The sequence below is a fragment of the Faecalibacter sp. genome (assembly GCF_057177045.1).
Genome location: NZ_CM169987.1, coordinates 1044427 through 1060425 on the forward strand (window position 1 = coordinate 1044427; position 15999 = coordinate 1060425).

The following is a 15999-nucleotide window of genomic DNA, read 5'->3' on the forward strand; positions in this document are numbered from 1 at the left end:
TCTCGATACAATTTTCTTTTGCGAAGGCAACGAAAATCACTCGAAGTGACGGTAGTGAGATATTTAGATTTAAATTCATCGTTTATTTACAAACTCTTCCAGTCAAGCTGAACTAACTTGTTTCAGCTTCTCATCCTGCACATCTTAAAATAGAATTTCGTCATTTCGAGTGAAAATCTTTGATTTTTGTATCGAGAAATGATACGAAATTTAATTGTATTACTGTTAACCTTGATCAAATAAACCAATGTTTCTCATTCTTTTTTCATTGATGAAAACCCATGAAGTTGTAGGTTATACGTTTTAAGTTTTACGTATTTTCTATAATTGTTAGATTTTAGATTTTAGAACAAAAGTAAAATTTCAAAATTCATCACTCACAACCATTAAGCGTTAAGCGTTAAACAAAATTCACCATTTTAATCTTTTAATAAATCAAGTAACTTTTTATTAATAGTGCTTACATTAAATATTTATTGTATATTTGCATAAATAAAAGTTACTTCATTCATCACAAAATGTGATATAATTGAAATTTCAATCCTAATCGATTAGGATTTTCTTCTCCTTTTCAATAGTACTTATTTATTTTCAAAAAGAAGTTTTAAACGGATTTCATGTCGTATACCATTTGTTATACATGAATTTCAAAACAATATTATTAACCAAAATTTAATTTATGAATAAAACAAAAGAATTTACAACACCATTAAACATGACTTTAGAAGAATATTTAATTCAAACCAATGCCAACGGTTGGATCCTTCAAATTCAGCCTGTGATTAAGAACTACCTTAAAAAGTTAACCTTAAAAATCACGGATTATTTCACGGTATTAAATCACAAGAATTTATTTCCTAAAAATGATTTGCAAGAAGGTCGAGTGAAGTTTTTCAATAAAACAAAACGTTTCGGATTTATCACGACAGGTAAGAAAGATATTTTTGTACACATCAGTGAATTAAAAGATCATGTGAGACCAAATGATAAAGTGATTTTTGAAATTGAAAATGGCCATAATGGTTTAAATGCTGTGAATGTTCGATTAATCGATACACAACATTAAACGGAACTCCCTCAAATTTAAAGCATCAAGCTTTTACACATGATCAATTGAAAGAATAATTCATTCTTTTTTTGATCATCTCCGAATATATTCTGTTCTCCCACTCTTATGATTGACTTCAATCATTCATCCTCTCATAGGAATATATTCGAAGATTTTTCCCCCTTATTTAAGTTTACCTATTATTTTCAATGGTTTTGTTATGGACCTGGTCTTGAATTCTGTCCTTGTCTAAGAATGAAATAAATGATTTTTGTATCGAAAAATGATTCGAAAGATCTAATAGATACTTCTATATTCATCACTTTTTCCTTGATAAGAACTCATGAAGTTGTAGGTTATACGTTTTAAGTTTTACGTATTTTCTTTAATTATTTTTTTATAACTGGTCTTGGCATTCTGAGCTAGTGGAAAAATTAAAGCTGTCAGTATAATTCTGAGAACTTCGGTACAACCGAAATCATTTCAAATAACTTTATTTTACTTTTTTGCTTCATTAAGAAAAGAAACAATACTTCGGCATGCTCAATACAAGTAATCAACGCTTTCCAAGATTAGCAATAAAAAAAATTATGTTCATTTTTTTCGTCAAAAAAACGAACCAAAAAAGACATTGCTAAAATCTTCGACTAAAAATAAATTGATTCAGAGGAATGTATTAAATCGCTCGCTATCGCTCGGTAATTCATTCAAATCTCTTCTTCAATTTTTTTTTTTAACGTCTGCGATTTTCAGGCAATATTTTTATTCCTATTAACGTCTAATTTATCAATACAATTTTCTTATGCTGAAGCAACGAAAATCACTCGAAGTGACGGTAGTGAGATATTTAGATTTAAATTCATCGTTTAGTTACAAACTCTTCCAGTCAAGCTGAACTAACTTGTTTCAGCTTCTCATCCAAAAATAGAATTTCGTCATTTCGAGTGAAAATCTTTGATTTTTGTATCGAGAAATTAGACGAAATTTAATTGTATTATTGTTTCCCTTGATCAAATAAACCAATGTTTCTCGTTCTTTTTTCATTGTAGAAAACCATGAAGTTGTAGGTTATACGTTTTAAGTTTTACGTATTTTCTTTAATTATTTTTTTTATAACTGGTCTTGTCATTCTACGCTTGTGGAAAAATTAATGCTTTCAGTATAATTCTGAGAACTTAGGTACAACCGAAATCATTTCAAATAACTTTATATTACTTTTTTGCTTCATGAAAAAAAGAAACAATACTTCGGCATGCTCAATACAAGTAATCCACGCTTTCCAAGATTAGCAATAAAAAAAATTATGTTCATTTTTTTCGTCAAAAAAACGAACCAAAAAAGACATTGCTAAAATCTTCGACTAAAAATAAATTGATTCAGAGGAATGTATTAAATCGCTCGCTATCGCTCGGTAATTCATTCAAATCTCTTCTTCAATTTATTTTTTTAACGTCTGCGATTTTCAGGCAATATTTTATTTCTGTTAACATCTTACTTCTCGATACAAATTTTCTACATTGCATTTCGAAAATTCACTCGAAGTGACGGTAGTGAGATATTTAGATTTAAATTCATCGTTTATTTACAAACTCTTCCAGTCAAGCTGAACTGTTTTCAGCTTCTCATCCCAAAATAGAATTTCGTCATTTCGAGTGAAAATCTTTGATTTTTGTATCGAGAAATTAGACGAAATTTAGTCGTATTATTGTTTCTCTTGATCAAATAAAAAAATGTTTCTCGTTCTTTTTTCCTTGATGAAAACCCATGATGTTAGATTTTAGAACAAAATTAAAATTTCAAAATTCATCACTCATCACTCAAAACCTTTAACCGTTGAGCGTTAAGCGTTAAGCGTTAAGCGTTAAGCGTTAAGCGTTAAGCGTTAAGCAAAATTAATTATTCACATTACAATCTCCATTCCTCCTATCCAATAGTCCTTTTACCAACCTGGAAAATTCTTTGCCGAGTTAGACCCTAATTTTGTCTTGTTGAAAAACAACAAACTAAATCAATAAAAAAAATAGCACTAAAAAAATGTGTGTAAATAAACTGCATACATCTAGGCTATATTTGAAAACGAAATATAAAATCGCTCAACTATGAATATGCTTAAAATCAAAAATCCTGCGGATTTCTACATCTATTACTTGACTGAAATCATCAACGAAGAATATCTTTTCAATTCTCCATATAAACCTGCGAAGGATCTAATGTATGGCGAAAAATTCAGCATTTTCGGAAGTCGAAAAAATATGAGAGAATACTGCCTTCAGTTTTATAGTAAGTATTATGCCGAAAACAGATGGCAATATTTTCCAATCCTTTACCAATTTCAAGATTTAGACGTCAGCAAAAAAATCAATGAAGACTTCTATACCAACAAGGAAGAAAATGATTGCCAATTGCAAGCTAACTTTTTAAAAAGTGTGCTTCACGATTTAATGCTGGATGATTTCCGTCAAATTTTAAATGAATCAAAAAAAGAAATTTTGAATCATTACTTGGAAGAAAACCATTACCAACTAAGCGAATACTTGAAAAAAATTGATCAACAACTTTCGCAAACAGTCAAAGTTCTGGATTTCCTAAAAGAAGAATTGAAGCAATTTGAATCCGATAGTCCTTTACATGATATCATTGTTTACCAACAAAAGAACCTTTTGGATAATCATGAAGAAATGGTCAAAAAATATGTGAACAACTTAGCCCATTATATGGCAACATATTGCGAAGAAGAAATGGAATTGTTCCAAGAAATATTAAAAAATCATATAACCCTAGAAAAACAACCAACAAATGCTTAATCACTATCCAATGCTCCACTTAACTCATGCTGTCGATTATTATCAATTTTTATTTGACAATTTTTACACCAATGCACCTTATTTCAAAGATTATGAAGCAGAAGGCAAAATCGATGATGTAGACTATCCCCTAATCGATATGGAAGAGTACATCAATTATGAAGCCGATTGCTTTGATCATGAGATTACTAATTCCTATAGCGAAGAGTTTATTCCACCCATCAATCATGTCATCGAAGATTTGGAAATACTAAGGTATTTGGTTCGAGACCTGATGATAAAAACCATTACTCCAGCATTGCGTGAGATGGAAGACCGAATTAAAACTGCATTTTTGGAAAATAAACCGCGTAAAATTAAACACGAACTCCGTTTATTAAATGAAATGGTAGAGGAGACGAAAATCACGTTAAATGATATGATGGGTATGGGAGAATGCGAAAAACAGGAAGATCTTCATTATGATCTCATCGTGGATAATTTTATTGAAACGGCGAAAACAATGAAAACCACCTACGAAAAGACCATCGAAGACTGGATCGAAAAAGTTCATTCGACCTATCGAGTAACAACTCCAATTCAAGAATACATTTAAAATAAGCTCAAGAGGTATAAACATGGTTTATACCTCTTTCATTCATCCTAATTCCAAATAGAATACAATGAATCCTTTCCAACAAGCCACTGCAGAAAACTTCCCATTAAAATTTGATGTACTAGAGATCTTAAATAACAGTATCTTCTATCCCGCATCGGGAATTGACGGAACGGCAATTAAGCTTATGCACAAGTTCAGTAAAAGTTTTGTTCATGTGGATTATTCAATGAGCAAAGACCAATTGTATAACGCCTTGAAGAATGATTTAATTCCACCAGGATACCAATTGATCGGTTCAAAAGAAATTGACATGCACGAACTTAATCCATCAGGGGATCAACCGGAATTGACTTTGACACCCCATGAAAAAAAACGTTTGAAAATGGATTTTATCCACCAACGTTTCAAGGGAGAAATGGTGCAACCCTTTGCCCTATGGTCGGTATTCGAATGGGACGAATCCCAAGAAAATACGGTAGTGAATCCTCCAAAATATAAACAAATCTCATTGTTACACATTGCTGGTGAAGCGGCCATCACATTTGAAATTTTATACCGTCAAAATAAAATCAACCCGAAAGGCGTTGTATTAATTGATACAGCAGAAGGCATAGGAGATAATTGGACAGAGTTTACCAATCCCAACGCCCGCTTGTTTCAGTCCATTCAACAAAATGCTTTAGAAAATAAAATTCCAATGCCTCCATTGGTATTGGAACGTGCACTGAGTATATTTAGCGATTCGGTCTGGCCTTGCTATGAATGGTTAGATTTCTTCAATGACGAGTATAAAAGAACCATCATCCTTTCCAAATTCAAGAAAAACAAGAAAAATATCACAATATAGGTTATAAGATTTTTTACTAAATTAACCCACGCTAAACTTTACTTTAAAAACGATGAATATTCACCAACAATTCGCTTCCTATTGGGAAGACGATACCCTATACCCTTTTGCCTATTGGGCCCATAAATCCTTACAGGATGGAAACATCTGTTTTGATATTGATACAATACATTCCATTGATGATTTAAAACCATATCCTATGGATTCAAATCGTGTAATGTCATCTCCATTGGTTTCAAATGATCCATCAGACATTAAACCGTTTATCATTCAAAACAATAAATTTTATTGCTATAAATATTTCAACTACGAAAGTAGATTTTTAGAAACGATTCAACGTTTTCAAAAAATAAGTGATGACAAACAGACAGAACGTTATCAATTGATTGAAAAATTAACAATTGATGCCTCTCTTTATGATCAAGATTTAGAAACTATTTCCTTACAACCAAATCCTGTGGATTGGCAATTTGTGGGGGCAATCAATGGATATATTCAGCAATTTTCAATCTTAACGGGCGGTCCAGGAACAGGGAAAACAACGACTATCGCTAAACTTTTATACATCATTCAGCAAGAACAACCTGATTTGAAAATTGCAATGACGGCACAAACCGGAAAAGCCGCTGCACGTATGAAAGAAACGTTAAGTGCGAATGGAATCTATCAAAAGTTGTTGATGGATAAAATCACCCCTCCCATTTCATCAACCATTCATCGTTTGCTAGGATATATTCCTAACTCACACCATTTCAAACACAATACTAGTAATCCATTGGATTATGATGTCATTATTGTGGATGAAGCTTCGATGATTGATGTGCCTTTGTTTACAAAATTAATGGAAGCCATTGATGAAAATAGAACAAGAGTGATTATTCTTGGCGATCAAAATCAATTATCTTCTATTGAAGCAGGTTCGTTGTTAAAGGATTTATGCGAGAGTATAAAATCTAACGAATATAAAACGGTAAACCAATTTTCGAAAGAATTTATCGATTTAGTGAATCAAAAATTATCGACGTATCCCATAAATATGCAATACTTGAATTCTAATCCCAAAAATCCATTGACCGGTAAAATAACAGGTTTAGAAATCAGCAGACGTTTTACTTCGGATAGTCAAATCGGATTATTAAGTGCTGCAGTTTTAGAGGAAGATTTAGATGGGGTTTTAAAATTTAAACAAGGAGATCATCAAACGACTGCAAATGATTTTGCAGCAATCCATTCAAATTATGACGAAATCGATTTGAATCGTATGATCGGGCTTTACGAAGATTACATCAATGAAGCTGATATAAAAATTGCATTAGAAAAGTTAAATAATGTACGTGTTTTATGTGCCGTTCGAAATGGGAAATACGGTGTTTATCACTACAATGCATTGATCGAAACCGCTTTAAAAAGTAAGAAATTAATTCGTACAGATCAGGTTTTATACCACAATCGTCCAATTTTAATTACGAAAAACACACCCGAATTGGAATTGTACAATGGTGATATTGGGATTATTCGCGTGGAAAATGGGATTCCAAAAGCCTATTTCTTAATGGATAATGAAATTAAAGAAGTTGCCGCCGCATTATTGAACGATCTCGAAACCGTTTATGCCATGACGATCCATAAATCCCAAGGTTCAGAGTTTAATCACGTCTTAATGGTTTTACCTCAAAATGAAAGTAAAATTTTAACCAAAGAATTGATTTACACAGGAATCACTCGTGCAAAAAAAGAAATCATTGTTCATGCGACTGATCAAGTTTTAACGGATGGAATCAATCGTAAAATCAATCGTGTTTCTGGAATTGTTGAACGCCTAAACCAAAACTAAATGAAAATTTATCACAGCCCTTCGTATCAATCGTTAATCGCACAATTAGCCCTTGATATTAAAAATAGTACACAATCCATTTTTCAGCCGGAATTCATCGTTGGCGCAAACAGCATTACACAAAATTACATCAAAGAGCAATTAGCAGACGCCAATGGTATTGCAGCAAATTTAAGCTTCAAGCATTGGAATGACTTTGCGCAACTGATTTTCCATACCATCAAGCCCGATACATTTACATCGAGCTACATCTCTCCTACGCAGACGACATCATTTATTTTTGATGCATTAGATGAACTGGATAAAAACGCTTTTCCTAAAGTGACCAATTATTATCAAAACAATGCCTCAAAACGTTTTGGATTAGCGCAGAAGATGTATGGGTTATTTTCAAATTATATCAAGTTTCAACCTTCGATTGTGATGAATTGGGAAAAAGAGGTGTTGAATTTTAATGAAGAAGATTCAAATGATGAAAAATGGCAATTGGCTTTATGGAAAATTGTAAGAGCGAAAATAATAAATGCAAACCTATACGATGAGTTTGAAATTTATGCGCAAATTAAATCATCAGATTTAAAGGATCTAAAAACTAAAATCCCCACAGTACATGTCGTTCGAACAGAAACGCTTTCTGTGGCACAGTTGGATATTTTAAATCATTTAAGCCATGGAATTCAGGTGAATATCCATCAATTAGCAACACCTAAAAATGCTGACGCTAACCATTTAGCCACGTTATGGAAAGGGAATCAACAAATTATTGAAGCCCATTTACCTCAACCCTATTTTATAGAAATGGAGGAAATGATGGATGATTCTTCAACTGCACTAACTCAAATTCAAAATTTGCTCAAGGGAAAAAACACAGCGTTTATTCCAGATCAAACCTTGAAGATTGATGGGCATTATACGCCATACCGCGAGGTCGAAGGGTTATTTAATCATTTGGTCAAACGATTTGAACAAAACAAAGAGCATCAATCAAGAGAGATCACAGTATATTGCAATGACATCAAACAGTATATTCCTGCGATTCATTACTTTTTCTCGAACGAAGAAGCTAAAATTCCATACCGTATTTTCGGGGAATATACCTATCAGCAAAATACATCATTACATGCCTTAGAAGCACTTTTAAAATACGATTTAGACAAACTAAATCCTGAAGAATTAATGGGCATCATTCAAATGCCGAACGTTGCTCAAAAATTTGGTTTTAGTGATTTTGATGCCATCCGTCACTGGATTTCAATCGCCAATATCCGCTACGGTTACGAAGGGGATTCGTCAATTGAATTGGATTTAATTTCTTGGAAAAAAGGTTTAGAACGTTTGATTTTAGGTAGTTTAATTGGGGATGAAACCTACAATCAAACCCACGAATTAATTGATGCGACCGAAGGTGCTGGATACAATCAATTGATGGCTTTAGAATATTTTGTCCGAAAATTAATGGAATTCAAAATGATTTTTGATCAAGAACAAAATATTCAACAATGGATAGATACGACCCATCAATTCATTGAAACATTTTTACAAGTTGAAGCTGATCCCTACATCACTAACTTTTTAGGGTTCATCAACCAATTGCAAAACCAAAACAATGAACAATTGGCTTTCAGGACGTGGTTATCGATGTTGAAAGGTTATTTTGCTGAAATTCCATCCGTGGTTCGACCAAATACCAATGGGATTACCTTTACCGAATTGAAAAATACACAAGTAATTCCTTCAACAGTTTCAGCCGTTTTAGGATTAAATTATAACAATTATCCAAGTCATGATCAAGCGTTATCGTTTGATTTGTTACAACACCATGCAGAGCATAAAGCCAATTCAAGAAAAGAAAAAGACAAATACAACTTTTTGCAAATCATCTTGCAAACCAAAGAACTGTTGTTATTAAGTTACAATTCATATTCGCCAAAGAACAATAAAGAATTACCTCCAAGTATTGTATTGGAGCAATTGATGGATTTAACCAACAACCAATTAATAGTGACGCATCATCCTTTGCATGGATTCAGTACAAAATACAACCAAGATCATAATGCACTATACAGTTATACTCAACATCATTCATTAAGTAAAACAATATTAGAAGGACTGGAAACATTAGAACCTGTGTCTAAAGAGCATCCGAAAGAAGTTGTAATCCCAATGAAGAACTTCATTGATTTCTTCAAAGATTCGTTCAAACATTTTTACAACAAAAAATTAGGGATTTATATCAACGAGAAAAGCAATGAGCTATCGAATCATGAAATTTTAGAAACCGATGCATTAATAGATTGGGCAATTCGAGACCATTTCATTAGCCATCCTAAAAATTATTTTGACTTATCTCTTGAAGAGAAATTACAAGAGCTACGCCAATTCAAGTTACAAGGCAAGTTGCCATTGAATCAATTAGGAGTTTATTACGCCGATCAAGCGATGAATAAATACGAGGAAGTCGTCCAAACGTTTTACGAGAAAACGAAAGGCAAAACTATTCAAGAAAAGGAAGTAGAATACAAGATAAAATGGGATGCAACGACATACACCATCAAAGGTAAAATCAATCTTTACGATGAGGAATTGATTTTCCCTATTCTTTCAACCAATAAGAATAAATACAAATTGGAATGGTTAATCAAGTCCATCCTATTGGATTTAGATCAAGAGAAATCTTCTTTGATTTATAAAACAGATAAAACCGTTGAAATTGATCCATTTAATAAAGCAATTGTGAACGAAATCATATCGATTGAAGATCTATTGAAACATTATTTATCGGAAGAATTGAATCCATTTTATATGCCATTTAAATTGGAAGAAATAGAAGATTTTGAAACGCTTAAATCTAATTTGGATAACGATAGCTATTTAAGTGAGTATGTAGCACAGACCATCGGTAAACCCATTTTTGAAGAGAATGAAGCACTAACTCAACGCTTTATTCAGAATCATAACCTAATTTTTAACCTAATGAACGCCTAAAATGATGGAAACTCAAAATGCAACCAAAATAAAATCGTTTAATGTTTTAACGACTCCTCTTGAGGGGAAAAATTTAATTGAAGCCAGTGCTGGAACGGGAAAAACCTTTTCATTGGCCGTTATGGCCGTACGATTAATCGTCGAACAAGGCATGCTACCGAAAGAAATTTTGATGGTAACCTTTACGGAAGCTGCAACAGCCGAATTACAACAACGCGTGCGTGCCTTTATCCGACAAGCCTATCGTTATGCAACGGATGCATCATTTCAACCTGATCCTAAACAATTAAAAGATGTCGTGGATCGAAATTGTGAGGTAGCAAAAGACAATTTAGCAAAAGCCATCAACCAATTGGATGAATTAAACATTTTCACCATTCATGGATTCTGCCAACGTACATTAGGTGAATTTGCATTTGAAACGGGGGAAGCGTTTGGGAAGGAGTTGGTGAAAGATTTAGGACAATTTTATACACAAGAAAGTATTAAATTTATTCGAAAAGAATTGTATAATCTTTCTTTAGAGGATATTGCTTCAATATTAGAAATCAAATTCTCCAACTATAATTCAGATATTGAAAGAAATGAAAGTTCACCGATATTATCGATTCAAAATTTAAACGATTTTTTGAAAAACAAAGGCGATTCTAAATTATTTAATTTCGATGAATACATAGCGTATTATTCTAATGTTTTAAGTCCTTTAGATAATAATTTAGAAAAAAAGTTAAAGGAATTAAAGGAAACTAAAAATGTAGAATTTGTTTTTAATGCTATAATTAAATTTAATTCCAATCATCAGATAGAACAACAAATAGAACAGTTTAATATATTCTCATTTGATGCCATTATTAAAAACTTAGCAGAAACAGCACATTTTGTTATTGAATGTTTGAATAATAAATACAAAGCTTTATTTGTTGACGAATTTCAAGATACGGATGCAAATCAATATCATATTTTTAAAACAATTTTTCATCATAATCAACACATCGTTTTTTACATTGGCGACCCTAAACAAGCAATCTACAGTTTTAGAAATGCTGATATAAACACCTATTTAAAAGCAAAAAATGATATCGAAAATCACTATTCTTTAAACAAGAATTATAGGTCATCGAAACCATTAGTTAAAGCTTATAATCAACTTTTTGATGATAACAATACATATGATGGGTACAATCCTTTCTATTTTGCGACACAAGAAAATGCAATTCAACACCATCCCGTAGATTCATTTCATCAAGACGATGTAACATTTATCTATGATGGAATAAATCAAACTAACGCGTTTTTTGTGAATCAATTTGAAGATTTAGAAACAATCGCTAAAGATGTTCTTTCATTATTAACTTATGGAGAGAATTCTGATTCTTCTGAGGGTAAAATTAAACCAAATCAAATTGCATTTTTATCTAGGAACAATAAAGATTTATACAAATTTAAAAATGAATTAATTAAACAAGGAATCCCTTCTGTGATTGTCAATGAAGATAAAATTTTCAGATCAGCTGAATTTAATTTTATAAAAACGATCGTTAGGGCAATCGAACATAGAAAAAAAGTAGACATATTATTATTTTTAAATCATCAGGTGTTTAATTATTCGGTTGATTTTATCCAAAATTTAGATTTGACGCCGTTAATTAATCAATTTTATAACTATTCTATTCTAGCGAATGAGAAAGGGATATACGATACGTTAAAAACAATTTTTGAAGATTTTAAAATCAATCATAATGCCATTCAGCATATAGAAAATCACCAACAATTTTGGGCAAATTGTAACCAAATTGCAGAACAATTACAGCACATACAGACCCGAAATAATTATAGCTTTTCAGATTTAATTCAAAAAATAGAACAAAATAATATTGGAGATGATGATGAATTCATCACTCGTTTAGAAACTGATGAGAATGCCGTGCAATTAATGACGATTCATAAAAGTAAAGGGTTAGAATTTGATTATGTATTTACTAACGATATTAATCAGTCAATTAAAAACTCTTACGCTCAATTTTATAAATATCATAATGGTTCTAATTATAATTATGACATAAGTTATAAAAACACAGCTTATAATAATAAATTGTTTACTGATGCAAGTAAACAAGAAATAAGACGTTTGATTTATGTTGCAGTAACCAGAGCTAAATATGCCATTTTTACTTATTCAAAAGGAAAAATAAAAACATCAAGTAAAGGAGATAAAAAAATGAATGGACTATATCTTCAACTCCATAAAGAAAAATTTCCAAACTTTTCATTTAAAGAAACACAACGAAAATATATAACACAACAATCACAAAACATTAATCCAATACCTGTCCCTGCATTAACGATTGCTGACGCCAAATACCGTAAAATGTCGTTCAGTGGATTAAGTGGTAACCATGGCCATTTTGCAGCCATGTACAATGAGGTGGAATACGATGAAGCATCGTACGAAAAATTTATTTTTGAAGATTTAGTAAAAGGGACAACCACGGGTAATTTGATTCACCAGTTGTTTGAATACATTGATTTTACCAACCAAGACCAATGGGATAAGATTATTCAGAATGCCATCAGAAAATTTGCACCGAATAAAAAGGAAATTTACGAAAAACAACTTCCTTTATTTATTCAACATGTCTTACAAACTCCAATCAACATCGATGGAAAATCGATTACATTGGCTGATGTTTCCAACACCAATAAAATCAACGAATTGGAGTTTGACATCCGAGCAAACCAACTGAATCTTTCAAAATTAGAAGATATTAAACGTGATGATTTAGACTTTTCATTAATCGATACCAAAGACTATTACGGAATGCTCAACGGGTTAATCGATTTAGTGTTCGAGCATGAAGGAAAATATTATATTCTGGATTGGAAAACCAATTTCTTAGGCAACCAAGTGGAAGATTATATTCGACCGAATGTATTGGAAGCCATGCGTATCAACAACTACCACTTACAATACACCATCTATACGTATGCGTTAGACAAATACTTAGCATCACGAATGCCAAACTATGACTATGACACACATTTTGGAGGAGTGATTTATTTATTCGTTCGTGGGATGCGTCAAAATGAAACGACAGGTATTTTCACCAATCGAATTACAAAAGAGGAATTAGCAGTTATTCATGAAGCTTTAGCATAAATGGTAAAAGATTTAAAAACCAAACAAGACAAATTAATTTATTTGGAAGAACTCCTAAAGAAAGATCGAACATCCAACACGAAAAAATTGTTGGCACAGAAATTAAACGTCGACATTAAAACGGTTTACAATTACATCACCGCTCTACGCGAAAAGAAATGTTTGGTCAATGGGGTGCAATACCCCATAGAAATTGGTGAAGGTCGAATCGGAAAAGAAACGTATTACTATTATAAAAATGTAAGCCTTTCCATCAAAAATGATATCATTTCCAAAGAAGATTTAGCCGAGTTAAAAGAATTTCAAGCATTGATTAAAACCAAAAAATCGATTCAAAATTTATTATGGATCCAAACATTGAATACCCGCTTAAAACAATCGATTGATCATGCCACCGATGAGAAGAATACCTTAGAAACCATTGTTTTTTTTGACGAACCCAAAAAGTTTGACGAACGCATCCAACAATACATCGATCTATTGTATAAATGCATTCGAAATGCCGAAGTAATAAAAATAGGGTACCAAGGATTCAACAAGAATAAGAAATTTTATAACATTTCACCCTATTTCATCAAAGAGCACAAACACATGTGGTATGTGTACGGCTTTAATCACGACAGCAAAGCCAAAGTTCCTTACCCTTGCTTGGCGTTGGACCGTATTTTATCCATTGAGGTCAATCACGAGAAAAAATATTATCCCAAATCCAAAACCATCAATCCGGAGACATGGTTCAAACATAATCTAGGAATTACCATAAACGAAAATTTAGTGCCTATTCCAATCGAATTAAAGGTGGACCAAAGTTTAATGAATTATCTAAAAAATACCCCCATTGATGAAAGTCAAATCATCAAAGAACACGAATCAACGATCACCGTTAAACTCGTACCCAACTACGAATTAGAACAATGGATTCTAGGCTATGGGGAACAAATTGAGGTCATAAAACCTGTTGCTTTACGCGAAAAAATCAAATCCCGAATCTTAAAACAATTTGAAAAATATCAATAAAAAAGCCCATCAAATGATGGGCTTTTTTTTATGAATTCATTATCCTTGAAGATAAACTGCACACTTTTGAAGTACTATTGCAGCGTAATCACCATCACGGTGATTTTTGAATGTGAATGAACGAACATCAGCCCATCTTCGGATGGGCTTTTAATGGAAATTACACCATGGAAAATTCCTTTCCGACTTCCACGGTAAATTTGCATTGTTCAGAAACAACATTGCGAATTACAAAACCTAAACCCCATGCAAAACTTAGGACACGATTTACTATTTGGATTAGTGGCTGCAGATGCTTATGCCGCACGCTTAAAAGAATACCGTACCATCAGTTCGGATAAGGAATCCCAATCCTATTCATTAAACGCCACGCTAGCGCTTTATACCGCTGAATTTTTAATTTCTGGAGAAGAGGATTGGAACCAATTGTACATCCAGTACCACCAAAATTTGCAAGAAAAAAAATGGGTAACGTCAACCAAATCACTGAAAACCATCAACGAACATTTATCATCAGTGATTTACGACGTTCAAGGAGGAAAAGATTTTAAGAAAATCCCTGCCCTAAGCGAACCTCATTTGATTGCCAGCGACATGATTCGATTAGTACCCATCATCTTACCTTTATTGAAGAAAAAGTTTGATGATCGCTTTCGATTCTTTGGTCAAAGTTTTCGACCGATTACCCGTGAAGAATATAACATTCGTTGCTTTACCTTATGTTACCAATTCATCCATCATTTGCTGCGCTTTAAAAACAAAAACGTCGCGTTTAAAGAACTGCAACAAGTCGCCATGAATTTTTGTGAAGCCAATTACGATTATTTTAAAGGGTTGGCGGATCCAGAGTTTTTGAACCAACCGGTAGAAGATTACTTCTACCCCCATGATACGTTGCTGATGATTCAACAATGCCTTCATGCTTTTATGAATACAGAAAGTTATGAAGAAGCCGTTTTAGAAGCTGCAACAGCAAAACATCATCCGTCGGAAACCATCACCTTTACGGGAGCCATCGCGGGCATCTATTATGGTGTAAAAGCCATCCCTAAGGATTGGAGAACCACGTTGAAAAACAAAAAAGCCATTAAAAAATTGGCTCGAAAATTAGAGAAAAAATTTCATAAAACGATTGAATTTCCTATATACGAGCCCATTACCCATTATCATAAACGCCATTTGTTTTACCTCGCGCGTAAAACGTATGGGGACGAAATTATCTTCTACAAAGACCAATTTATGGCCGTGGATCATTTGGACACCACAACAGAAGAATTTTATGATTATTGGTACCCCATCTACTGTAACCTGATGTTTGCTTATGGAGTCAAATACAATTACATCGAATTGAATGATGAACCCATTACCGTAGGGAATCATTTTGATTATGAATTTGATCCCTGTTGTCACATCAAATATTTGGCAGAACAATATCCCGCATTCAACCAAACGAAGAAGGATTATTATGAAATCAACAACATCGAAATTTATATAAAAAATTTAGCCTAATGGCTTAAAAATGAAATGTAGGAAAATATATTGCACACATTGATATTACATTTGTACCAGAAGCATAAAACAAATGATGCTGGAATACAATCAAAAGAATACTAACCGAACTTAAACCGAAACACAATGAAAAATAACCACCACTGGGACGACGGATCATACGAAGCTTTTGAAGCCAATTTTAAAAAGAAATGGGGCAA

9 protein-coding genes are annotated in these 15999 nt (G+C 32.7%); all 9 read left to right on the forward strand.

Translation table 11 applies throughout. The features are described from left to right. The first annotated feature begins 868 nt into the window (after window positions 1-868). The 9 genes from AC1QSP_RS04810 (at window position 869) to AC1QSP_RS04850 (ending at window position 15799) form a co-directional block, all read left to right on the forward strand. The gene (locus AC1QSP_RS04810) at window positions 869-1066 is read left to right on the forward strand and encodes a cold-shock protein (RefSeq protein WP_484080386.1); all 198 of its coding nucleotides are present in this window, start codon (window positions 869-871) and stop codon (window positions 1064-1066) included. A 2081-nt stretch (window positions 1067-3147) separates the two neighbouring features. Then, window positions 3148-3852 (forward strand): hypothetical protein, encoded by a 705-nt coding sequence (locus AC1QSP_RS04815; RefSeq protein ID WP_484080021.1) that lies wholly within the window; start codon window positions 3148-3150, stop codon window positions 3850-3852. Further along, a complete protein-coding gene (locus tag AC1QSP_RS04820) occupies window positions 3845-4447 on the forward strand; it encodes a hypothetical protein (protein ID WP_484080022.1) in 603 nt (200 codons plus the stop codon). Before AC1QSP_RS04815 ends, AC1QSP_RS04820 begins: the two co-directional genes overlap by 8 nt. 67 nt (window positions 4448-4514) lie before the next feature. Continuing rightward, complete coding sequence (locus AC1QSP_RS04825; RefSeq protein ID WP_484080023.1) at window positions 4515-5297, forward strand: hypothetical protein; 783 nt, start codon at window positions 4515-4517, stop codon at window positions 5295-5297. A 52-nt stretch (window positions 5298-5349) separates the two neighbouring features. Beyond that, window positions 5350-7131, forward strand: coding sequence for an exodeoxyribonuclease V subunit alpha (recD, locus tag AC1QSP_RS04830; RefSeq protein WP_484080024.1), 1782 nt, complete (start codon window positions 5350-5352; stop codon window positions 7129-7131). Beyond that, window positions 7132-10116, forward strand: coding sequence for an exodeoxyribonuclease V subunit gamma (locus AC1QSP_RS04835; RefSeq protein WP_484080025.1), 2985 nt, complete (start codon window positions 7132-7134; stop codon window positions 10114-10116). Between the two features lies 1 nt (window position 10117). Next, on the forward strand, window positions 10118-13273 hold the full coding sequence (locus tag AC1QSP_RS04840) for a UvrD-helicase domain-containing protein (protein WP_484080026.1): 3156 nt from the start codon (window positions 10118-10120) through the stop codon (window positions 13271-13273). Further along, entirely contained in the window at window positions 13274-14290 is a 1017-nt protein-coding gene (locus AC1QSP_RS04845) for a helix-turn-helix transcriptional regulator (RefSeq protein WP_484080027.1), read from the forward strand. It begins immediately after the preceding gene. Window positions 14291-14536: 246 nt separating this feature from the next. After that, entirely contained in the window at window positions 14537-15799 is a 1263-nt protein-coding gene (locus tag AC1QSP_RS04850) for an ADP-ribosylglycohydrolase family protein (RefSeq protein WP_484080028.1), read from the forward strand. Window positions 15800-15999 lie beyond the last annotated feature (200 nt).

What these genes read in the sequence shown, in the direction of transcription:
- AC1QSP_RS04820 (WP_484080022.1), top strand. Translation starts at nt 3,845, where the DNA reads ATGCTTAATCACTATCCAATGCTCCACTTAACTCATGCTGTCGATTAT.
- AC1QSP_RS04815 (WP_484080021.1), top strand. Translation starts at nt 3,148, where the DNA reads ATGAATATGCTTAAAATCAAAAATCCTGCGGATTTCTACATCTATTAC.
- AC1QSP_RS04845 (WP_484080027.1), top strand. Translation starts at nt 13,274, where the DNA reads ATGGTAAAAGATTTAAAAACCAAACAAGACAAATTAATTTATTTGGAA.
- AC1QSP_RS04835 (WP_484080025.1), top strand. Translation starts at nt 7,132, where the DNA reads ATGAAAATTTATCACAGCCCTTCGTATCAATCGTTAATCGCACAATTA.
- recD (WP_484080024.1), top strand. Translation starts at nt 5,350, where the DNA reads ATGAATATTCACCAACAATTCGCTTCCTATTGGGAAGACGATACCCTA.
- AC1QSP_RS04850 (WP_484080028.1), top strand. Translation starts at nt 14,537, where the DNA reads ATGCAAAACTTAGGACACGATTTACTATTTGGATTAGTGGCTGCAGAT.
- AC1QSP_RS04825 (WP_484080023.1), top strand. Translation starts at nt 4,515, where the DNA reads ATGAATCCTTTCCAACAAGCCACTGCAGAAAACTTCCCATTAAAATTT.
- AC1QSP_RS04840 (WP_484080026.1), top strand. Translation starts at nt 10,118, where the DNA reads ATGATGGAAACTCAAAATGCAACCAAAATAAAATCGTTTAATGTTTTA.